This window comes from Microcoleus sp. Pol1C5 (assembly GCF_036701115.1).
Classification (GTDB): Bacteria; Cyanobacteriota; Cyanobacteriia; order Cyanobacteriales; family Microcoleaceae; genus Microcoleus.
Genome location: NZ_JAUBQE010000038.1, coordinates 43402 through 66608 on the forward strand (window position 1 = coordinate 43402; position 23207 = coordinate 66608).

At 45.4% G+C, this 23207-nt stretch carries 15 protein-coding genes and 2 pseudogenes; 4 read left to right on the plus strand and 13 right to left on the minus strand.

The window, feature by feature from the left end; all coding sequences use genetic code 11:
• Window positions 1-61 precede the first annotated feature (61 nt).
• A complete protein-coding gene (locus QUA23_RS20465; protein WP_333077834.1) occupies window positions 62-1231 on the plus strand; it encodes a DUF58 domain-containing protein in 1170 nt (389 codons plus the stop codon).
• A gap of 215 nt (window positions 1232-1446) precedes the next feature.
• Here the strand turns inward: QUA23_RS20465 and minE are convergent, their stop codons facing one another.
• The 3 genes from minE to minC all read right to left on the minus strand — a co-directional run bounded on the left by minE (window position 1447) and on the right by minC (window position 3981).
• Window positions 1447-1818, minus strand: coding sequence for a cell division topological specificity factor MinE (gene minE, locus QUA23_RS20470; protein ID WP_333077837.1), 372 nt, complete (start codon window positions 1816-1818; stop codon window positions 1447-1449).
• Between the two features lie 220 nt (window positions 1819-2038).
• Window positions 2039-2845 carry a septum site-determining protein MinD gene (gene minD, locus QUA23_RS20475; protein WP_333041590.1) on the minus strand — a complete coding sequence of 269 codons (807 nt, stop codon included), beginning with the start codon at window positions 2843-2845 and terminating at the stop codon, window positions 2039-2041.
• Window positions 2846-3177: 332 nt separating this feature from the next.
• A complete protein-coding gene (minC, locus tag QUA23_RS20480) occupies window positions 3178-3981 on the minus strand; it encodes a septum site-determining protein MinC (protein ID WP_333077839.1) in 804 nt (267 codons plus the stop codon).
• A gap of 426 nt (window positions 3982-4407) precedes the next feature.
• On the opposite strand from minC, the gene QUA23_RS20485 reads away from it, so the two are divergent.
• Together QUA23_RS20485 and QUA23_RS20490 are read left to right on the plus strand one after the other, a co-directional pair.
• On the plus strand, window positions 4408-5337 hold the full coding sequence (locus QUA23_RS20485; RefSeq protein WP_333077840.1) for an ADP-ribosylglycohydrolase family protein: 930 nt from the start codon (window positions 4408-4410) through the stop codon (window positions 5335-5337).
• Window positions 5338-5587: 250 nt separating this feature from the next.
• Complete coding sequence (locus QUA23_RS20490) at window positions 5588-7318, plus strand: NAD(P)H-quinone oxidoreductase subunit 4 (protein WP_333077841.1); 1731 nt, start codon at window positions 5588-5590, stop codon at window positions 7316-7318.
• Window positions 7319-7385: 67 nt separating this feature from the next.
• On the opposite strand, the gene QUA23_RS20495 is transcribed toward QUA23_RS20490, so the two are convergent.
• The 4 genes from QUA23_RS20495 to QUA23_RS20510 form a co-directional block, all read right to left on the minus strand.
• Window positions 7386-9029 (minus strand): NB-ARC domain-containing protein, encoded by a 1644-nt coding sequence (locus tag QUA23_RS20495; RefSeq protein WP_333077842.1) that lies wholly within the window; start codon window positions 9027-9029, stop codon window positions 7386-7388.
• Window positions 9030-9336: 307 nt separating this feature from the next.
• Window positions 9337-11301 (minus strand): ABC transporter ATP-binding protein/permease, encoded by a 1965-nt coding sequence (locus tag QUA23_RS20500; protein ID WP_333077843.1) that lies wholly within the window; start codon window positions 11299-11301, stop codon window positions 9337-9339.
• 220 nt (window positions 11302-11521) lie between these two features.
• Window positions 11522-12361, minus strand: coding sequence for a DUF1361 domain-containing protein (locus QUA23_RS20505; RefSeq protein WP_333077844.1), 840 nt, complete (start codon window positions 12359-12361; stop codon window positions 11522-11524).
• A gap of 277 nt (window positions 12362-12638) precedes the next feature.
• Complete coding sequence (locus tag QUA23_RS20510; protein WP_333077845.1) at window positions 12639-16904, minus strand: PAS domain S-box protein; 4266 nt, start codon at window positions 16902-16904, stop codon at window positions 12639-12641.
• Window positions 16905-17417: 513 nt separating this feature from the next.
• On the opposite strand from QUA23_RS20510, the gene QUA23_RS20515 reads away from it, so the two are divergent.
• Window positions 17418-18785 carry a TldD/PmbA family protein gene (locus QUA23_RS20515; protein WP_333077846.1) on the plus strand — a complete coding sequence of 456 codons (1368 nt, stop codon included), beginning with the start codon at window positions 17418-17420 and terminating at the stop codon, window positions 18783-18785.
• A 251-nt stretch (window positions 18786-19036) separates the two neighbouring features.
• Here the strand turns inward: QUA23_RS20515 and QUA23_RS20520 are convergent, their stop codons facing one another.
• The 6 genes and pseudogenes from QUA23_RS20520 to QUA23_RS31125 form a co-directional block, all read right to left on the minus strand.
• Window positions 19037-20428, minus strand: coding sequence for an ATP-binding protein (locus QUA23_RS20520; RefSeq protein ID WP_333077847.1), 1392 nt, complete (start codon window positions 20426-20428; stop codon window positions 19037-19039).
• Window positions 20429-20585: 157 nt separating this feature from the next.
• Window positions 20586-20825, minus strand: coding sequence for an ATP-binding protein (locus QUA23_RS20525; protein ID WP_333077854.1), 240 nt, complete (start codon window positions 20823-20825; stop codon window positions 20586-20588).
• Between the two features lie 18 nt (window positions 20826-20843).
• On the minus strand, window positions 20844-21545 hold the full coding sequence (locus tag QUA23_RS20530; protein WP_333077848.1) for a hypothetical protein: 702 nt from the start codon (window positions 21543-21545) through the stop codon (window positions 20844-20846).
• 663 nt (window positions 21546-22208) lie between these two features.
• A pseudogene (locus tag QUA23_RS20535) lies at window positions 22209-22581 on the minus strand (transposase family protein); the annotation flags it as partial.
• Between the two features lie 181 nt (window positions 22582-22762).
• A pseudogene (locus QUA23_RS31120) lies at window positions 22763-22951 on the minus strand (IS5/IS1182 family transposase); the annotation flags it as partial.
• Window positions 22920-23075 carry a helix-turn-helix domain-containing protein gene (locus QUA23_RS31125; protein ID WP_445243512.1) on the minus strand — a complete coding sequence of 52 codons (156 nt, stop codon included), beginning with the start codon at window positions 23073-23075 and terminating at the stop codon, window positions 22920-22922. The gene QUA23_RS31125 and the pseudogene QUA23_RS31120, both read right to left, overlap by 32 nt.
• Window positions 23076-23207: the final 132 nt, after the last annotated feature.

The following is a 23207-nucleotide window of genomic DNA, read 5'->3' on the forward strand; positions in this document are numbered from 1 at the left end:
CTGAGAATATTTTACAATTAGGCTTGATGGGGCGATCGAGTAATTAACAATTTAAACTCCTATGAACATCGGTCACAAAATCGCCGACTGGCTCGAGAATCGCGCTGTTACCCCTGCCTACGCGGGTTGGCTGCTGTTGGGGATGACAGTTTTCTTTTTTGGGTCGGCGACTAATACAATGTCTGGGTGGCTGTACGTGCTCAGCGGTGGGGGTTTGGCGCTGTTGGGAGTAGCGGCGGTTTTGCCTGGAAAATCGCTTCGTTCCTTGGAAGTGCGTCGCCGCCCGATCGAACCGGTGAGTGCGGGCGATCGAATCACCGTCGAACTAGAAATCGAAAATAGCGCCCGCCAACCTAAGACTCTGTTGCAAGTGGTAGACATCTTGCCGTTTGTATTGGGAGAACCCGTCACCCGCCCGATCGAAGTCATAGAGCCTAACAGTATATACAGAGATACATACTATTTAGAAGTCCGGCGGCGCGGGGTCTATCGGTGGCAAGAAGTAAACTTGAGAACGGCGGCACCTTTAGGGTTGTTTTGGTGCCGGCGCAGCCGCCCAGTCAAAGCGGTTGCGGTTGTGTATCCACAAGTTTTGCCGTTGAGCACTTGTCCTTTGATCGATCGCATCGGTCAAGAAGACAGCCCGCAATTTTACAATCGCAGTCGATCGCAAACTGCTACCGAAGGCCTCACCCGCAACCTCAGACCTTACCGCCACGGAGACCCCACCCGCCTGATTCACTGGCGCACCAGCGCCCGCTACGGAGAACTACGGGTAAGAGAGTTAGAAGTTGCAGCCGGCGGTCAAGAAATTATTATTGCTCTCGACAGCGCTGCGGTGTGGCAGCCAGAAGAATTTGAACGAGCCGTGACAGTAGCTGCGTCTCTTTACTTCTATGCTAGCAAGCGCCTGTTAAACGTCAAACTTTGGACTGCCGGGACTGGACTCGTATCGGGGAACCGGGTAGTTTTGGAAACTTTAGCGGCGGTTAATGCTGGAGAAGATGCGGTTGAGAATCGGCCGAAACTGCCGATAATTTGGCTGACTCAAAACTCTGCAACTTTAAGCACTCTTTCCCTAGGCAGCCGCTGGGTACTCTGGCCGTTAGCAACTGCTGAAACCGGCGAAAAAATGTTAGTCAAACATGAGTTACCTGGTTTAGAAATTCGCTCCGGCAGACCCTTAGAACTTCAGTTACAAGATCCTCTGGAAAGAGCGATTAGTTATTAAAACAGTCCCCGCAAGCTTTTCTGGAAAGAGCGATTAGTTATAAAAATTAACTTCATGAGTTTTTAGGTATCAGAAACTTTTTCTCTTTTAGATCGCATATTTTGGGCGGCTTAAGAGTGCCCACCACAATATTTTAATTCTAGAGAGATAGTTTAATTTAAATGGCGATCGGCTAGAATAAAACTCTTTGCCTGACAATAAAATCTCAATCCCTATCACTCTATAGTGTCGGGGAGAATTTCGACTACATACTCCGGTACATATTCGGGTCGATTTTCGGATCGATTCGGGGGCACATTCTGGGGAACCTTCTCCGGTGGATGTTCGTGCCTGACTCGCCGGATCGGGAGATTTGCAATTAGTGCTGTGGCCCGCTGGTCGCTCTCCAGCGAGAACTCAGACCCGGTGGTATCGATTTCCACGTAGCGAGATACCACCTCTAGAATTTCTCGGCGCATCGACTCAACCATTTCTGGGCTGAGTTCTGAGCGGTCGTGGGCTAGAACCAGTTTGAGGCGCCGTTTTACCTCGTCGCGGCTGTTGTCAGGGGTGCGCGGGAAAAGTCGTTCGAGCAGTGTGTGTATCATGGGTCAGGCTGGTTTGTCAAGGGTTAGGCATAGAAAAGGTCATACCATTTTCGATTTTCGATTTTCGATTTTCGATTGGGGAATTACTGATTCCCGTCTTGTTAGGAGCTGGTTTACAGTTTCATTCTTTTTGGGAACTGGTGTCACTGGGGGAAAATTTGGGCTAGTTTTTGTGATGCGGTCGCTGCTGTTAAAGATCGATCGCCAATATTGCAGCACATCACATAATTTTAGTATTTAAGAACTTGCGGAGGCGAGTAAAGAAGTTTTCCCGACGGGGATTGAGATCTAGAAAATCAACTTTTTCGCCTTCTAAGCGGCGGGCAATATTGTCGAAGGCAGTTCCAGCTAAAGAGGCCGTTTCCGACAATACTAATGGTTCGCCTCGGTTGGTGGAAACGATGACGCGCTCGTCGTCGGGAACGACGCCTAACAGCGAAATGGCGAGGATTTCCCGTACGTCTTGCACCGACATCATATCATTTGCCAGCACCATTGCGGGTCTGATCCGGTTGACGATCAGGTTGATTTTCTTGACATTGTTGGCTTCCAGCAGACCGATGACTCGATCGGCATCGCGGACAGCAGCGATTTCGGGAGTTGTGACAATTATCCCTTCTTGAGCCGGCGCGATCGCATTTTGAAAACCTTGTTCAATTCCAGCAGGAGAGTCGATCAAAATATAGTCATATTTTGGTCCCAACATCCCCACAAGCTGCTTCATTTGCTCGGCGCTGATGGCATCTTTCATCCGAGTTTGGGCAGCCGGCAACAGCACCAAGCGCGGCTGGCGCTTATCTTTCACCAAAGCTTGCTCTAACCGGCACTCTCCTGCGAGAACTTCTAATGCCGTGTAAACAATCCGATTTTCTAAGCCCAGCAGCAAGTCTAAATTTCTGAGACCGAAATCGGCATCAATTACGGCAACGTTGCGCCCCCGCTTAGCTAAAGCCATGCCGAGATTGGCTGTGGAGGTGGTTTTTCCTACCCCGCCTTTCCCTGATGTAACAACAATAATGCGAGCCATAAGCGATTTTAGATTTATTGGGAATTGGTGATTGGGAATTAGTAATTAGTAATGGGTAATTGGTAATTAGTAATTGGTAATTGGTTTTCTTGTTGATTGATAATTAGCAATTATTCTTGGGTAATTGGGCAGCAATCTGTTATTCAGTGAATTAACTCAAAACTCTCCTTGTAATACTAATCCTCTATTAATTTGCACTTAAATTTTAAATCCTCCCTTAGTGACTGATTTAGCCAAGGCAAAAATTATTCAGTGCCGATTTAAAGATAAATTGTATTACCAATTACTCATTACTCATTCATAATTACCAATTACCAATTACCAATTATCGATTACTCATTACCCCCGACTAACTGCGATTTGTCAAAATCAGAGGCTCTACCGATCCGAATTCCTTGAGGCGTCACATAGGCGACTTCCGGGAAAAACTGAGCGGGTGAGGTTTCTGGGCCTCTGGCAACATACTTAGCAATCCTAATCACCATCGGTTCCATCTGCAAGGTCATAATCACGCTTTTGGTATTGCCACCGGCACCGGCGTGCACGACTCCCCGCAAACGGCCCCAAACTAGGATATCGCCTCCAGCGATAACTGATCCGCCGGGATTTACGTCTCCCAAAAGTACGACGGTGCCCGGATGGCGAATTTCTACGCCCGATCGCACTGTCATCTGCAAATATAAAGGTTCCGCCAGCGATTGCGGTTTTTCAGAGGTGGCTTTATTCAGGGAAGAAACCGGAGGCTGCTGTTCTACACAATAGCCTGCCGTAGCAGCAGCAACGGCGGTTTGGCGGCGACTGGTGTGGACTCGTTTGAGTTGCAGTTCTACTTCGGAGAGGGCATCGGCGATTTCTTGCAGTTGGCGGATATCTAAAAGTCGATCGCTCCCCATCAATTGTACTTCTGCGTTTGGCTGCCAAAAGCGTTCTCCTGCATTCAGCCTGACTTTTAGCTGCTGCCAAAGTTCAGTCCAAGTCGAGGCGGAGGCTGTTGCGGGTTCGTTATTGGTTTCGGGGGGGAGTAGCAACAGTAGCTGTCCATCTTCGGTTTTGAGTCGGACTTGCAGATCCAAGCTGACTTCGGGTGTTGATTGAGGGGCGGCAGCAGCGGCTGCGGCGGAGGCATCGGGTGTCATGGGACAGTGTGATATCGGGTAGGGACAGGTTAACATCAATATTAGCCTGACTCGTCTTTTGCCTTAGCATTTGGGAGGAAAAGTCTTGTTTTTTTATTTTTAACGACAGCTAGGGCAATTCTATTGTGTTTGTGAACGAGATTTTGTTTTAATGAACCGCAGAGAGCGCAGAGGGGACAGAGAAAGAGAATTAAGAGTTCAGAAGAGAGAATGAGAGAAGTTCACAAATTTGGTATCGATTGTGAACTAGATTTTGTTTTAATGAACCGCCGAAGGCGCTGTTGACACAGAAAAAGAAAATTAAGAGAAGAGATAAAGATAGAACTTGACAAGTTGGGCATCGATTTTTATACACGCAGATAAGATGCAGATAGAAATAATTTTGAAGTCTCTAGCGCTTACTAATTATTAATTTTCAATTACGTTATGCAGCAAATAGAACATTATCGCGGCAGTCTTCTCGGCTTAGCAGTTGGCGATGCTCTCGGAACAACTTTAGAGTTTTGTCGCCCTGGAACGTTTGCGCCTATTAACGATATGGTTGGCGGCGGCTCGTTTCGATTGCAACCGGGCGAGTGGACGGATGATACTTCGATGGCACTTTGTTTGGCTGAAAGTTTTATTGAGAAACAAGGTTTCGATCCAGTCCATCAGTTAGAAACTTATTTGCGGTGGTGGCGAGACGGACATTTGAGCAGCACAGGTGAATGTTTTGATATTGGCAATACGGTGCAACAAGCACTGTGGAAGTTTGAAGATACACGAAAACCTTACTGCGGTTCTACCGATGCTGGGACTGCTGGAAATGGTTCGATTATGCGCTTGGCTCCCGTACCTTTGTTTTATGCTACAAATCCTGTGGAAGTCATAGAAAAATCTGGACAAAGTTCGAGAACTACTCACGCTGCTGCTACTTGTGTGGATGCTTGCCGTTATTTTGGTGCTTTAATTGCGGGGGCTGTGAATGGAGTTGCTAAAGATGTGTTGCTTTCGGAAAGATATTGTCCGATTTCGGGATATTGGGCAGCCAATCCCCTGGTGGCAGAGATTGATGAGATTGCGGCGGGTTCTTTTAAACTGCGACAACCTCCTGAAATTAAAGGTACGGGTTATGTTGTCAAGTCTTTGGAGGCGGCACTTTGGGCGTTTTACAACAGTTCTTCTTTTGCGGAAGGCTGTTTGTTGGCTGTGAATTTGGGGGACGATGCGGATACTACTGGTGCGGTTTACGGACAGTTGGCGGGGGCTTTTTACGGGGAGGGGGGAATACCGGAAAAATGGCGATCGCAATTGGCGTATCTCCCTTTAATTGAAGCTTTTGCCGAACAACTCTGGACTTTATCTCGATCGATCTGAATATTTACCACAGTTTTCCACTGCATGGCAACAGAGTAATCGGTCATCGGTAATTGTCAACCGCTAAACTGCGACTAATGACTCCTGACTAAATAATTGCAAAACTTCTTGACTTTTGCAGCAAGTTGTGTTTATCGGATTTACTCCGCATATCTCTAAAAAAAAAAGATTTATTTACAAATCTTAATTTTTGATTAAATTTAGTATTATAATCTTGGTAACTTCCAACTAAGTATTTATTCTCACTATCATGATAGCGGATCAATTTCCTTGGCTGACCGCAATTGTCATCCTACCCCTCCTCGCTTCCCTCGCCATTCCTTTTCTGCCCGATACAGACGGCAAAACAGTACGCTGGTATGCGCTAGGCGTAGGTATTGCAGATTTTGTGTTAATGTGCTGGGTGTTTTGGACTCATTACGATCCGAGTATCTCTAGTTTCCAAATCGTAGAACAATATTCCTGGATACCTTCTTTAGGCCTCAACTGGTCTGTTTCCGTTGACGGACTTTCAGTTCCGCTGGTACTGTTGGCGGGATTGGTGACGACGCTATCTATTTTTGCTGCATGGGAAGTCGATCGCAAGCCACGACTCTTCTACTTCCTGATGCTGGTGATGTACTCGGCACAAATAGGAGTTTTCGTCGCCCAAGACATCATGCTGCTGTTCATTGTCTGGGAATTAGAACTAATTCCGGTGTACCTCCTGATCTCGATTTGGGGCGGACAAAACCGCCGCTACGCAGCTACCAAATTCTTGATTTATACCGCAGGCGCTTCCATCTTTATTTTGATAGCTGCCTTAGCAATGGCATTCTACGGCGGAGGCACCCCCACCTTCGACATGGTAGAACTTGGCTTGAAGGACTACCCACTAGGTTTAGAATTACTGCTTTATGCGGGATTGTTAATTGCCTTCGGTGTGAAACTGGCGATTTTCCCCTTCCACACTTGGCTACCTGATGCCCACGGTGAAGCATCTTCTCCCGTGTCGATGATTCTGGCCGGCGTATTGCTGAAAATGGGCGGATACGGACTGATTCGGCTGAATTTGGAACTTCTTCCCCAAGCACACGTTTACTTTGCACCGATTATGGCGGTGCTCGGCGTGGTCAACATTATCTACGGCGCGCTGAATTCCTTCGGTCAATCGAACATGAAGCGCCGCCTAGCGAATTCGTCGATTTCTCACATGGGATTCGTGTTGTTGGGTATTGCTTCCTTCACGGATTTGGGAATCAACGGGGCGCTGTTGCAAATGATTTCCCACGGTTTAATCGCCTCAGTATTGTTCTTCCTGGCTGGCGTTACTTACGATCGCACCCATACAATGATCATGGACGAGATGGGCGAGATTGGAAAAGTCATGCCGAAAGTGTTTGCTTTGTTTACTGTAGGCGCGATGGCATCCTTGGCACTCCCCGGAATGAGCGGTTTTGCTAGCGAATTGTCCGTGTTTGTGGGCGTCGCAACTAGCGATATGTACAGCGGTTCTTTCCGCGCGGTGACAGTGTTCCTGGCGGCAGTAGGACTGATTTTGACGCCGATTTATTTGCTCTCGATGCTGCGACAGTTATTTTACAACTGTGGGACACTAGCAGCTTGCGACCTTGAGGATCTAAATTTGCAGAATCAGAGAAACAATCTGGATGAAGCGGTTTGTTTCGGTAATAGTTGTGTTTTGCCGGGTGATGCACCGTTTATTGATGCTAAACCTCGGGAAGTGGCGATCGCATTTTGCTTTTTGATACCGATTGTCGGCATTGGTTTTTATCCCAACATGGCGATGCAAGTCTACGATGCCAAGACTGTCGCAGTCAACGCAGAAGTCCGCCAATCTTACATCCAAATCGCTCAACAAAATCCTCGGATTTATGCGAATCAACTTTTGGTTCCCAAGATTGCCCAAGCTCAAAAATCGCCTGCTTTGGACAAAATTACACGGTCTGAATCTGCATCGGTTTTTGGCATTGTCAAATAATTTTATCGAATTCTGTTTTTGTTGAAAACTGGGCGATCGCTTTTGTCAAAGGGCGATCGCTTTTTTCTTATCGCTGAATTTCTGAAATAATCTGTGCCAGATTCTGCCTAGCATATCCCACCTCAAGAATCGATTCATCCTCCAGATCCGAGACAACTTTATTCAAGATATTTAGCGGTTCTTCAGAGCCTGTCGTCTTCACGAACAAAACTTGCAACCGATTTTTTACTAATGCTAAAATAGAGCTACTTGGTTCGCTTTTATCGCCTTTCCGTTTAGCAATTTTGATGCTCAAGTTGTGAGTTTTCAACAGCCGCATTCTTTCTCTTCCTTGCGTCTTAACTGTCTCCAAAACCTCTACTCGAATCTGGTCCACTAATCTGTCGGTCACATATTGCACGATCAAAGGCTGAAGCATAAAAAAAGTTTCCCCGCCCTCACTGATTTTGTCAATCAGCGAGCGACGACCCAGAGAATCGAGATTTTTTAGCAAATCTGAAAACGATGAATAGACGAACATCTGCTCTCGTAAAGTTGGCAGGGAAATCGGGGTTTGAGCAATAGCAATCCAGTAGGCAATATCTTGTTCTGAACTCGATATTCGATCGAACTGCTGCGCCAGCAAATTGCTGATATGTTCTTCAATAAATAAAGCCGTTGCTTCCAAAAGCTTTAAAACATTCCCCTCAAAAAATTCGTTAATTGTTGTCGCTACAATCTTTAATGCTAATAGATTGCCTCCGTACCGAGATAACAAGATTTCCAACTCTCGATCTTGAGGCAACAAACCTTTTTCTTGGAAAATTTCCCGGGCTATTTCCTCGGAAATAGCAGGTTTTAAAGACCGCACTTTTTCTCCCGCCAGCAAAGCCAGTTCCGTAGGTTCTTCCGAACTAACTAGCAGTAAACAGCTATTGTGATTGACCTCACACAGCCGCACGATTAAATCTCGATATCCTTCGTAGCCTTCCCGGTAGTGTCCCGCTAATTCTTCGGGTCTGAGAACCGCTTCAAAATCGTCTAAAATTACCAGACAGCGGTGTTTCCGCAGATACTCGACCAATCGCGAAATTTTGCTGTTGAGGTCGATCCTCTTCGAGGGATCGGCTAACGGCACATCGGGTTTTTGTTGATTAGAAAAAAGTTGAATTAAGCTTCCTAGGAAGTCGGATGGTGCTGGTGTCGATCGCAGCGATCGCCAAATCACAAAATCAAACTCATTCTGTACCTGTTTTGCCAACTGCACTGACAGAGTTGTTTTGCCGCTACCACCCAAACCCAGCAGCGCTACCAGGCGACAATTATCTGATACAATCCAGTGCTTTAAAGTAGTTAATTCTTCAGTCCGTCCGTAAAAAACCGAAACATCCGGTGCTTGGCCCCAATCTTCCTGTCGGTGTCCAATCGCCATCTTCAATAGAGAGCCTTTTCCTCGACTAAAATCGCTCGTTCCCTGATCGGTGTGGTATGAAAACAGCAACTGATGCCTCAATTCCGAAAGCTTTCCAGGGCCGTTCCCCCCGATATGAAACTTTTTGTAAACTTCGCCGAGTCTTTTGCGAACCGCGATGTCGCTAATGCCAAGCTTGGTTGCAATTGTCGCCGTAGATTGACCGTCGAGAGCCATAAAGACTGTTTCTAACTCGGCATCTGTGACGCCGCGCTCCTTAGCGATCGTTTGCACAAAGCTTTGAGGAATCGGAGTAGTCAAGGTAAGAATCTCGCCTATACTAAAAATCTATCTTCCATTATATTCTGTGAGTTCTCGCGGGCGAGCAATTAAATCGAATCCGCCAAAGTTCAGCTTGCTTTTTGTTTGGGCAGTTTTAGATATTTATACCAATTATCGATCGTGATACCACTTCAAAAAAAGAATACAACTTTAGTAAAACCTATTATAGGGTTGGTGGAGCCGCGGCGATTCCTCTGTAGAACCCAAGTATAAATCTTCAACCCCGCCTCCACCCACCGCGCACCCACAACCGGGTAAATGTACAATCCCTGAAAGCAGTGCTGTATCAGCTAAAAACCTTCGTACTAGCGTGGTATTCTTCCGTCGAAACCAGTCGCCAATCCCCATCGCCCAAAAGTTCCAAAACCTGCTGGTGATATTGCAACAAACTCATTCTGTGACCGACACTCACAAAAGTAGTTTTAGTGGCTTGCAACTGCTCGTATAAATGTTGCTCGTTCTTCAAATCCAAAGCACTTGTCGCCTCATCCAAAATAGCATATCGCGGTTCCGTCAATAACAATCTAGCAAAAGCTAAACGCTGCTGTTCTCCCAGCGACAAAATCTCACCCCAATCTAAATCCGCATCAAAGCCGCCCAATCTTTCCGGCAAATCTGCTAAGTTTACTGATGTCAAAACGCGACGCAATTTTTCCTCATCAACCTCGCTGCTGGTGTTGGGATACAGAAGTTGCGATCGCAAACTACCCAAAATCATATAAGGACGCTGCGGCAAAAACAGCATTTCCCCCAATTCCGGCCGCGCCAAACGGCCAGTTCCCGATTCCCACAAACCCGCAATTGCCCGCAGCAAAGAACTCTTCCCAGCACCGCTTTGGCCGACAATTAACAGTCCTTCACCGGGCTGCACTGCTACCGACAAATCGCTAATCAAAGTCTTTTGATGCTTGGGAGTATCTAAAGTAACGTGTTCCAGCGTCAATTGCGAACTTATAACTGTATCGATTGTTCTGGAGTCTAGTTGTACACCAGTTTTTTTATCTTTTATTGAGTCATTAAACGTGGCTAAACGATTAATTCCCGCTGCAAACAAACTCAAGCTTTCAATCCTATATACAACCAAAGAAAAGGCATCGGAAACCTGACGAAAAGCAAATTCAGCTTGAGTAATATCACCGTATCGGATCTCACCTGAAAAGTAGATAGAAGCCAGGAATAAAGAAGGGATAATATAAGTTGCATATCTATAGCCAACTCTAAAATATCCCAGATTTCGCTGCCAACCAATTAGCAAATTAAAGTTCCGAACAGCTTGTAAAAAGCGGTCTTTTACCTGAAGAGATTCTTGTGCTTCTCCCCGGTAAAAAGCAATAGATTCTGCATTGTCCCGAATGTGAACCAATCCATAGCGAAAGTCAGCCTCTTTGGAGAGCTGATTGAAGTACAAAAATATCAACCTTTTGCCAAAAATTACCATGACTGTCGTGCCAAAGACAGCATAAATAATTAGTCCGAGCGAAAGAGCTTTGGAAATAGACCAGAGAATGCCTGTAAAAGAAATAATATCGATAACTGCTCCCAAGATAAGCAGCAAAAACTCTAAACTTGTGCTAGTGAAAGATTTGATATCTTCCGCAATCCGCTGATCGGGATTGTCGATTTCCTTCTGAGAATTGATTTCGTAATAAGCGCGGTTTTGCAAATAACTACCTAGGAAACTATCAGTCATCCACTCTCGCCAGTACAATCCCAGTTTATCTTGGGTATACCCGTAAATAACAACTATCGGGGTACCGATAATAAAAACTCCAGCATAAACCCACATAAACCGCCAAAAAGTAATTTGATCTTTTTCAGCCAGCGCTGTAGTGAAAAAATTACTAATATAGCTAATGACTACGTTAATTCCGCTAACAGACAGCGACAAAAATAGCAGCAGAGCTAACATTATCCACTGCTTCCAGCGCGGTATCAACTTGCTTCTAAAAAAGACAAAAGCAGCCAGCGGGAGGATTAGCATTAAACCAACGATCGCAATTGTCGGTGAGTAGATAATTTCTTTAATTAAAGTAGCTAAGCCAGCCGCAACCCCGTTAAAAGCCTCTGGAAAAAAGACTTGAGCAACCAAACTAATAACACTGACAGCCACAAACATCGCAGCGAACAGAAATATCAACAACAGCACTACTAATCCTAAAAAGATTCTGCCACCTCCCGGCTCTAAAGGATAAAAGTAAGGTTGAGCGATCGCAATAAATCTCTGCCACAACTGACGGTCAAATCGATTCATCTTTGCTGTTTACAAAACTACTTTGACTGTTCTAACATATCAAGCCTGGTGACAAAATGCAGCAGTAACTTATTTCGGAGTTTCGCGAAAATTTTGTCTCACCCACAGACGGAAACTTGTTTTCCGAGTTAACTGGTGGACAGAAAAAGCTTAGGAACTTACTTCAAGCTTTTAGATTCATCTGTTGAATCAATTATTTAATCTCAAATCTCAAATTGCTCTAGCTGGAAGAAGTTGCGCTATCACCGGCCAAGTCCGACTGCAATTTACTGCTGTAAAATCGTTGGCTAATTCCTAAAATTACTTGTTTCATTAGCCAATACAAAACAGCAATTACTACAAAAGTTACCGCCATGACTAAGACCGGACGCTTGCCTATCAAATCGTTCATTACTGTGTTAACTAGCGCATCGGGGTTAGTAAGAATGTCCCAAGTGTTGAAGCGGATAAATCGCCCTAAGTAAATGCCGATCGCCGAAAGTGCGTGTATAGTTATCTCCGTTGCCAGGATAAATTTACTCCAACCCTGTTGCTTTAAATAGTAACCCAAATTCATCACGGACAGCACGTAAGCTCCAAACCCGACCAGCATAAATGCCAGATACTGCGGGATCAAAGCTAGAGTCACAATCCACACCGAGTTCCCCTCTTTAATCTGACGGATCAGGTGAATGATATCAGTTAAAACGTAGGGCGCATTAGGCAAAAATGCGATAAACCAGAAAAAACCGCCCCACCAGCGGAGAGAGCGAACTCCGCGCTGCCGCAGTACCCAGATCTCTACAGCCATGAGTGCCAGTGTAATAACGATCGCGCCCAAAAGGTAAGTTTTTCCTACATCTTGCACAATGTGCTTCAGATAGTTAAAAACATGGCGCGTACTGGGCAAAAAAGTAGCGCCCAGGAGAATGCCCGTACCCCACAGCAGCCAGCGCGATCGAGGTTTGCGGAACAGCCAAAAACTCAGGCCCAGCGGTACTAAACTCAAAAACAAATTCCAAGACATCCAACGGACATTGTGTCCCATTGCTTGCAGCGCTTCCAGGATTAATCCCATCATGTCAATTTTTATACACTTAAAGGTTTGATGCAGCACCGCTTCCTTAGCAGCTTCAATCTATTTTAGTCGTTAACTTGTAGGGTCCGTCACCTTATGACCCCAAAGACCACGCCTGAAAATCAGGAACTGCTAATACTTGTAGGGTGCCTCAGCTTATGACTCGACGCCCGCGCCTGAAAATCTAAAATCGACTGACGCCCTGTACCACTGTGGATTGAATTCTAAAATCTAAAATCTAAAATCTAAAATCTACTAACGCACCCTACTATTCATGTACTTAGTCGAGGGGAATCTCAATCTTAAAAGTCGTTCCGCATCCTATAGATGAAATACAGTCAATCTTACCCTTGTGCTTTTCCACCACAATCGAGTGGGCGATAGACATTCCCAGCCCCGTACCTTTTCCCACAGCTTTCGTAGTAAAAAAGGGGTTAAAAATTCGATCGACTATCTCATCGCGAATGCCCATACCGTTGTCCGAAATTTCTACGATAAGAGTTTTCTGAGTGGTTACACCCGTGGAAATAGCAATCCGTCCACTCTTTGTCTCTGATTGTGGAACCGATAACTGGTGATATCGTTCTTCAATGGCATCAATTCCATTAGCAATAATATTCATAAACACCTGATTCAGTTGGCTCGCATAGCACTCCACCAGTGGCAGTTTTCCAAACTTCTTAATTACTTCAATTTCCGGGCGGCTGTCCCGACTCTTCAAGCGATGCTGCAAAATTAACAAAGTGCTTTCAATTCCCACGTGAATATCTACTGGCTTCATTGCGGATTCATCGAGCCGGGAGAAATTTCTGAGAGACAACACAATTTGCCGGATGCGCTCTGTTCCTACCTGCATTGAACCCACAAGTTTTATTAAATCCTCTGCCATGAATTCCAAATCAATCTCTTGAATGCGATCGACAATTTTTGAATTGGGTTCGGGATACTCCTGTTCGTAAAGAGTCACCAGATCCAGCAACTGTTTTGTATACTGGTTGAGATAATCAATGTTAGCGTGAATGAAGTTAATGGGATTATTAATTTCGTGAGCGATGCCTGCAACTAATTGCCCTAAAGAAGACATTTTTTCAGTTTGGATGAGCTGAGTTTGAGTAGAGCGTAATTCCCGCAGCGCTGACTCTAAATCTTGAGCTTTTTCTCTTTCTCGTCCCTCGCTTTGCTGTAGTGCTTCTTCTGCTCGCTTGCGAGTCGTAATATCCTGGCAAAATCCAATTATTACCTTAGCCTGACCGTCAGCATTCCTGCTAAAAACACTATCCCGACTTTGCAACCACAAAAATTCACCCTTTATTGCCCGCATCCGGTACTCAATTTCTCTAATTTCGCCATCTTCAACTCCTACAAAGCTCGCGTGATGTTTTATAATTTTCGGCAAATCTTCGGGGTGTATTAACTGAGGCATCAGTGACGAATCCATCGCTTTAATGTCGTCAGATGTATAGCCCAAAAGTACGAAAAGTGAAGTATTAGCGTAGATATTTCGCTGTTCTTCCAAGTCGTAGAGATACAAAATACCGGGAGTACCATCGGCTATTTTTTGAATGAACTGCTGGCTTTCTTGCAAAGCTAACTCAGCTTGTTTGCGATCTGTAACATCAACGGCGATGCCGTCCCAAAGAAAAGCGCCGTTTTCTTTAGCTTCAGGACGCGACATTATCTGCAACCAGCGAATCTGGCCTGAAGGTAGCACCATCCGTCCTTCCCACTGCCAAGGTTGCAAAGTCTGGGCAGAAATAGCAACAGATTCGTCATGATTTTGGAGGTCGTCGGGATGAATTAAGTTTCTTACCAAAGCCGCATTTTGCAGAACATCTTCTGGTTCTAACTCCAAAAGTTCTCGGCAAGCAGGACTTATGTAAGGAAAACTAGAAGAGCCATCTGCACCCAACAAAAATTGATAAATGATTCCCGGCAAGTTAGCAGACAGCTTTTGGTATCTTGCCTCACTTTCCCGTAGTGCTTGCTCTGCTTTTTTGGGTTCCGTGATGTCAGTAATTGAACCAACCATGCGGACTGGTTTTCCAGATGCGTCCCACAAAGCTTGTCCCCGGCTCAATATCCATTTGTAGCCGCTGTTGTAACACCACCAGCGGTATTCGATGATGTAATGGGGCGTTTTCTTGTTTAAATGGTCTTGGAGAGCTTGCATTGCTAAGGCTAAATCGTCGGGATGCGTGTCCTTGTTCCATTGGTCAAAGTCCTCGAGAATTGAGCCGTGTTCGTATCCAGTGATTTCTTTAAATCGATCGGACAGGAATAGTTCCCCTGTTTGCAAGTTCCAGTCCCAAATGCCGTCATTGTTGCCTTTGAGTGCTAACTGCCAGCGTTCTTCAGTTTGCATCAATTGCTCAGTTCTCTCTTTGACTCTATTTTCTAGTTCTTGATTGAGTAGTTGGAGACTTTCTTCTGCCTGTTTGCGTTCGATCGCAATTCCTGCTAAGTTTACGATCGCCTCTATCAATTGCAACTCAAAAAGATGGGGGTGGCGCGGTTGGGAATAATACATTCCAAAAGTTCCCAAAACCTGACCCTGAGATGAAAAAATAGGAGTAGACAAGCAAGCTCTCAGCCCAAAACTCAAGGCTAAATCTCGAAAATTTTTCCACAAAGGATCGCTGGCAATATCTGTAACGATCACCTGTTGGCGGCTAAAGACAGCAGTGCCACAGGAACCGACATCCGGGCCGATAGCTATACCATGAATAGCAGCATTGTAACTGTCGGGCAAACTGGGCGCTGCTCCGTGCAGCAAATGTTTGCCGTCTGGAGCGAGAAGCAATATTGAACCCATGACATCTCTAGATTGTTGTTCGATAATTTCAACTAAAGTATTTAAAGTAGCGCCAAGATTTGTGCCCTTAGCAATCATTTCTAAAATTTGTTTTTGACCGGTCAACCAACTTTCAGCTTGCTTGCGCTCCGTAATGTCGCGGGCTATCCAAATAAAAGTGTTTTCCTGCATTGGAGAAATGTTAGCGACAAACCAAACTTGTTGGTGGTCTATTTGCAGGCTGTATTCTAGGGAATGGGTCTGTTTTTTGTCGGCGGTAAGTTGAATTTGACTGAGGAAAAAATCTGCTGTTTCTTGTGGCAGGATATCGTGCAGAGTTTTGTCTATAAGTTCCGCCGACGGTTTGTATAAAAGGTCGGGATTTGTAGGCGCAATTTTCAGATAACGTCCCTCAATATCAATCACAAAAATTACGTCGTTCATGGCAGCGAACAAAGCTCGAAGTTCCGATTCAGAAGCTTGGAGGGCGATTTCAGCTTGTTTGCGATCGCTAATATCCGTCCCGATACAAAGCAGTCCTGCCACATTTCCCTTGGCATCTAGTAAAGGTTTATTTGTCCACGCTATCCACACCCTTTCTCCATTGCTGCGGATGTTTTCGTTTTCGTTTTGGAAGTATTTTTCCGGCTGTGGCAAAGAGTCTCGAATCATTGCCGCCAGGTCACTTTCTAATAAATCTGTTTTCGGTATAATGGTGCCGATCGCACTTTTGCCGATGATTTCTGCTTCTGAATACCCGAAAAAAGTTTCAGCAAACTCGTTAAAAAAAGTAATTTTGCCTTCACTGTCTAACTGCACAATCATGCTGTTAGCATTCTCAACCAATTGTCGGTACTTAGCTTCGCTTGCCTGCAGCTTCACAGGGCCATACACCCAGCTAAACGCCACGACCCCGCTGAAAACAGCCAGCCAGCCGCCTCCAAAGATCAGCCACCCCCGAAACGGCGAATTCGCAGGCCATCCTCCCGCCGGAATTGCTGCCAACTGCCAGGAACCCTGCGGCAAAGTCACTTCCAGCAGCACGGGATTGTGCTGAAAAATTGACCCGTCACCGAAAAACACAGGGCCGGCTGCTCCCTTCCCGTCTTTGCCCCGCAGAGCGTATAGCAGCTTCGCTGAGGAGTCGTTGAGTCCTGCTTCTTCAATCAGGGAATTTTTGTCGATGATCAAACCTGTCAAGCCCCAGTAAACTCCTGTTTCAGGCTCGGCGCCCGAAGGTGTGAGAAAAATCGGCGATCGGCTGATAAACGTCTCGTCCCCCTCCAATAATTTCACGGGCCCGGCTAGCAAAGTTTTTCTGGTGTAGATAACCTCTTTGACCATTTGCCGCTGTGCGGGTAGCGCCGTCAAGTCAACCCCGATCAGCGCTTCATTTCCCTCCCGTGGATAAATGTAAGCGACCGTCGTGCCTTTAACTAAAGTTATGGCGCGGATGCCCGGTTGCTGTGCCACCAGAATTCTCGCCGTCGCTGTAAACTCGGCTTCAGTGATGTTTGGGTTGTTGGAAAGGTAAGCCCCCAAACCCCGCGTCAAAAACACGCGGGAATTCAAAGCGCCTTCGAGCTTAGAACGGACTGTGCTGAGGCGATCGAGGGTGCTAGCGCGGTTGTACTGCAAAAACCGTCGCTGTTCCGATCGCTCTAAAATGCCAACTCCGACGAAAATTGCTATTGATGCCGAAATAGCTGCTAAGTACGGTGAAATTTGAAATTTTTTAACCTTAAAGTATTCCATCTGCCGGGGGTTAAGGTATTCTTTTACGTCTTTAGATAGATTTAGTTTAGTTTGATTTCTCTAAACAAAGGCAAGCTTTCGGGGATACCGGGCTTTTCGCAAGCTAGCACGAGTTTTGGGTCTTCTAGGACGCCCGCCGAACATGGGCGATCGGCTTGCCTCTAATCATCTATTCTGTGGACAAAGTTTTAAATCTCAAATCGACTGACCGAAAGTAATGTGGTCATAAGCCCCCGGATTCATTCCTTCGCAAACTCAGGACGGAGACTTTAAAAAGCTTTGCATCCTTCCTAAAAAGCCCCCGGATTCATTCCTTCGCAGTCTCAGGACGGGATCAATCTAAAATCTAAAATCTAAAATTGGTTGACTCGTCATTTATCGGGTAGGGCGCGCCATCCTCCCCCACGACAGCGGTGAGGGAGCGCACCACCGAAAGACGGAATTTATTAGCTAAAATAAGGTTAGCAATAATTTTTTTCAGCGCTACGGCTAATCATTCATAGGGGCAATTTGATGCAAGAACAGTTGATGGAAGCGATCGCACCTTACCGCGATCGCGTGGATTATCTGGAAGTTCGCCTCGAACAAAGCGAGTCAACTGCGATTAGTTTTCGCGGCCCTCAGTTAGATGCTGTCAACCGCAGTTTTAGTCTCGCCGGCGGCATCCGCGCCTGTCATAAAGGCGGCTGGAGTTTTGTAACTTTTAACGGTTTAGCTGAGTTAAAAGACCGAATTGAAGAAGCTGTAGTGCAGTCTCGTTTGGTTGGCAGCGAAAAAACTCTACTAGCAGATGTCACCCCGATTCAAGATTATGTAACGGTGGAGTTGGGTCGCGACCCGCGCTCTATTACTCTAGCCGAAAAGCGGAAATTGCTCGAATCTTACAATCAGTTGCTGTTAGATTACGACCCGCGAATTCAGACGACAATGGCAGGTTATAGCGACAGATTTGGGATTACTTATTTTGTGAATTCTCAAGGTACTTGCATCGCTCAAGAGCGCTTGGACGTGACCGGGCGTTTCGGGGCGATCGCCCGCGGCGAGGGCGGTGTCGTCCGCCAAGGGTTTGAGTCGATTCACTCGCGATCGGATTACGATGTCTTGACAAATATTGAAGATCGTGTTAAGAGTGCTGCCGTTCGAGCTGTGGGGCAACTAGAGGCAAAATCGGTGAAAGGCGGTCAGTATCCGGTGATTTTAGACCCTTATTTGTCGGGGGTGTTTATTCACGAAGCTTTCGGGCATTTGTCAGAAGCAGATGGTATTTACGAAAACCCGAAAATGCAGGAATTGTTGACTTTGGGCAAGCCTGTGGCGATCGAACAATTGAATGTAATTGACGACGCAACTGTACCGGGATTGCCGGGAACTTTGAAATACGACGACGAAGGCGTGCCTGCTCAGTGCAAGCATTTAATTAAAAATGGAGTTTTAGCGGCTCGGATGCACAATCGCGAGACTGCGGGCAAAATGGGCGAAAGTCCGACGGGAAATGCCAGGGCTCTGAGTGCTACTTTTATGCCTTTGGTGCGGATGACTAATACTGCGATCGAGTCTGGCGAACATTCTTTTGACGAAATGGTTGCGGACATTGACGAAGGAGTTTATGCAGTGCGGATGTTGGGAGGACAAACCAACGGCGAAATGTTTACCTTTGCGGCGGCTCAAGGGTTTATGATACGCGACGGTAAATTGGCCGAACCCGTGAGCGATGTCACTTTAAGTGGCAATGTATTTCAGACTTTAAAGGATATTGAGTCTATAGGAAACGACTCGGTTTATGCCTACGGCGGTTGTGGTAAAGGCGGCCAGAGTGGTTTGCCCGTAAGCGTCGGCGGCCCCCATTTGCGGATTAAAAATGTCGTCGTCGGAGGAAGATAGTCATTAGTCATTAGTTCAAAACTGACGCAACTGGCATATGGTGAAGGCGTGCTTGCGCCCTCACGCCTCACCTTAACCAGTCCGGGACACTGACAAGTTGACAAATCACTCAAAATCTACTGTTGACGGCTTCAGCTAGGTCGTTCGGTGTTCGGTGTTTGGGAGACTTCAGGAATTACAGAAAAATTGGGGAAGTGCGATCGCGATATTAGATTTTACCAGAGTTTACCCTGATTTTTATTTAATTCCGCTTAACTCGCCTTCATCTGTAGCCGATCGCTCTGGTTAATGGGAATCTCAATCACAAATTCTGCACCTTGATCTGGCTGCGAAAAACACTTCAAATCTCCGCCGTGCTTCTCCACAACAATCTGATAGCTGATCGATAATCCCAAGCCAGTGCCATCACCCAGAGGTTTAGTTGTGAAGAAAGGATTAAACAACCGATTTATTACATCGCTTGTCATCCCCGATCCATTATCTTTAAAACTGATTCTTACCCATTCGCGATTCAGCATAGAAGTAGCAATCGTAATCGTCCTAGGCTCGTTTTTAATTTGCTCCGGGCTGCCTTTTTTATCATAGTGATTCAAGGCATAAATGGCATTGCTCAAGAGGTTCATAAATACCTGATTCAACTGACAGGCATAACATTCTATTTGTGGCAAATCTCCGTATTCTTTAATAACTTTAATAGACGAAGAATTCGGCTTAGCCTTGAGCTGACTCTGCAAAAGCACTAGAGTGCTATCGATTCCCTCGTGAATATTAACGGGTTTCATCTCAGCTTCGTCTAGGCGCGAGAAGTTCCGCAACGTCAGCACAATCTGACGGATACGTTCTGCCCCCAATTTCATCGAAGACAACATTTTAGGCATATCCTCTTGGATATATTCCAGCTCTATTTGCTCAATTAAAGCATCGATTTCAGGGTATTTATGGGCATCGTGCTGCTGGTAAAGCGTGATTAAACTCAATAGCTGATGAGTGTAATCATTGACATAAGTTAAGTTGCCATAGATGAAGTTAACGGGATTATTAATTTCGTGGGCAATACCTGCAATTAGTTGTCCTAAGATCGACATTTTCTCAGTCTGAATAAGCTGAGACTGGGTGCGCTGTAAATTTTGCAATGCCAGTTCTAGTTGGATGGCTTTTTCTCGCTCTCGCGCTTCCGATTGCCGCAATTTATCCTCTCTTTCTTGGCGGGAGCGCTCGTTTTCCTTTAGCTGTTGCACATGGCATAAAGTTTTGTTAATTGTAATTTCTAAATCCTGAAAATTTAGAGGCTTAATTAAAAAGTCAAATGCCCCGCCGTTCATTGCCTTTCTGATATTCCCCAAGTCGCCATAGGCAGATATAACTATTGTTTTGACCATAGTAACTAGCTCGTTAAGTTTCGCGAGCAAAGCCATGCCATCCATGACTGGCATATTAATGTCTGTCAGTATAATATCTATATCAGGCTGCTCTTGCAACGTTGAAAGCGCTTCTACGCCATTGTGTGCAAAAAAAACTTGGTATTCTCCGGTGCGGATCTTTTGTCTAAATTTCTGGCAAATTAAAGATTCTAAATCTGGCTCGTCATCCACAAATAATATTTTAGCTGGCAGATTTTGAGCTATTTCGGTCGTAGGCGACATTTTTTGAACTCCTGGATTTCATTAAATTATCCGACGAGTAATATTTATCTACTTTACGTTTTATTATAGATTATTTCAGGAGTAATGAAAAGGGTGATTTGTACAATGGCAAACCGGATGGCTGGAATAGGCTCTGAGTTTGATAGAAGTCGATTGATTAGCTAAGGTCGAGTGCCGCCCTAGTTTGTCTGATTGGAATTTCAATCCATAACTCTGTTCCCTGCCCCACCTCTGAAAAACAGTTCAATGCGCCCCCATGCTTCTCCTGTACAATTTGGTAGCTTATATAGAGATCCAAACCCGTACCCTCACCTACAGGCTTAGTAGTAAAAAATGGTTCAAAAATTCGGTCTTTCACCTCTGCCGTTATTGCCGGCCCATTGTCCCGAATTTTAATGACGACACGGGATTTTTCCTATAGCAGAAAAGTGCGAATAGTAATGGCTAGCGGGCAAGCGAGGATGCGATCTACTGAGCGTTGTTTGTTGTATTCATTTAAAGCATCAATCGCATTAGAAAGGATGTTGATAAAAACCTGGTTTAGTTCTCCGGCATAGCATTCCACTAAAGGCAGATTGCTGTACTCCTCGATCCCTTGAATCTCTGGACGCGCTGCCCTTGCTTGAAAGTGATTATGCAAAATCAGCAGGCTGCTTTTTATCCCCTCGTGAATGTCAACCGACTTTATGTTAGCTTCATCTAGCCTTGAGAAGTTACGCAAAGACAAAACTATCTTCTGAATGCGGTTAACACCCCCTTTCATCGAAACCAAAATTTGGGGTAAATCTGCTATCATAAATTCCAAATCTATGGCTTCGGTTTCAGCTTGAATCTCAGAACTGGGAGGGGTGTACTGCTGATAAAGATGCAGCAGATGCACTAGGTCTTGAATATAATCACTGACGTGGCTGATATTGCCGTAGATAAAATTGACGGGGTTGTTGATTCCATGGGTAATCCCCGCAACCACTTGACCCAAAGAAGACATTTTTGCGATCTGAATCAGTTGATCTTGGGTCTTTTTTAGGTCTTGCATATAGTTTTGTAAATGCTGAGCTTCTTCTCTAGCGCGAGCTTCTGACTCCCGCAAGCGCTGATTTTCTTTTAACTGTTGCACCTCGCGCAGCGTTTTGTTGAGGATAATTTCTAGATACTGAAAATCTGGAGTTTAGACTAAACAGCTATTAAATCGCGATCGTCACCGCATTCAAAAACGGCAACAGTCGCTGGCGACAAGTTATGAGGCTCAACAATAAGACAGAAGCCCAGCGACCGTTGACGTTCTCTTTGAGGGCGCGAACTCTCCCGAAAGAAACACCCGCAAGGAGCGACCTAATTTCTTGACGGGAGTTGAGACTAAAAAAGAGAGAAGGGTGGCTTTCAGCAGAACTTTAGCCACCGCACCGGGAGAGAATAAGGGTGAAAAAGAAAACCTATCCACTCCCTCAATAAACCGTGAACGATTAAAGGAGTTTCGTCAAGCAGCATACGAGTTATTGGTACGAGCCAAGGATGCAACAAGAGAGCTGATGGATGCAGTGATGACCACCAGAAATGCGTCATGTTTAGCAGAATTTTCACTCAGCCCGCTATTCAATCGTCAATGGCAAGCGTATTTACGAAGCCTTACAAGACTGTAGGCCAGACCGGAAACAACTGATGGAGTTGTAGCCTTGAGCAATTAGAACAGCAAGTACCCGCAACAGAACATATATTAGTGGCGATCGACCACACTGCATGGGGGAGGCCAGAAGCCAAAACATTAGACCTCTTGCAAAAATCATTCTGAAAGGTTGAGTTCATAGTTATATATGCCTGCAATCAGGTTGAAGCGTAAACCAAATCTGTGTGGGCGATTTCGGTAACGTTCCGACAGAATCCGAAAAATTTTCAGCCTCCTATTAACGTGTTCAATAATAATACCTTCGCTTGCCAGAGTACCGTTTTCCTGGCGTTGAACCTGAGATAAATTAGAGCTTTTGGGCTTTTTAGTAGGTATCTGACTATTGGCATGAAGTTTGGCAATTCCTTGATAACCCTTGTCACGCCAAAGCTTAATTGTATTAGCTAGCCTAACTTTACTGCTCTTGAATAGGCGTTCGTCATGCCTTCTGCCTTTACCACGAACCTCTGCAGATAATTGCTCCCGTCTTTTAACCCTCTTCTGTCACTTTCGGCAAAAAATAATCTGGAAGGCTTATAGCATAAGACTTTTACCAAAAATCTTGATTTCAGCCATTCTGTTAGAAAATAAACGCTCAAATGCTCATTATATTTACAGTTAAAAATTTGGCTCTTATTTTTATTTTCTCAGAGTGACAGAAGAGGGTTAATTAACTACTAATTGCGACTTCAAGGTATGATACTTTTTTTTACCGGAAAACACTTGCCGTTGTTTTTTTTTGGACGCTCGACTGGACTTTCGGTCACATCGACCACAACTACTTCTAAAACTGAGTCCGGTTGCAGCAGTGCTTTTTTTCCGGGTAAGCTAAACCGACCTGAACGAATCAATGTGTCCTTGCCCGCGTCTCACGAGCCGGAACGCAGTCGATTCATTGATGTTCCAGCTTTGAGCAATGTGAAAGTAGGTACGGTACTCTCGCCAATATTGTAATGCCAGTAGTACCTGATCTTCTAAGCTCAGTTTAGGCCCACGACCGGGTTTGGGTTTCTGAAGTTGCTGTTGTTCGCTTTACTGACACCATTTCTGCATTAGTTGTAGACCCAACGCCACAGAATCTCTTGAAGGCTTCTGGCTTTAAGCTTTGCACTTGTT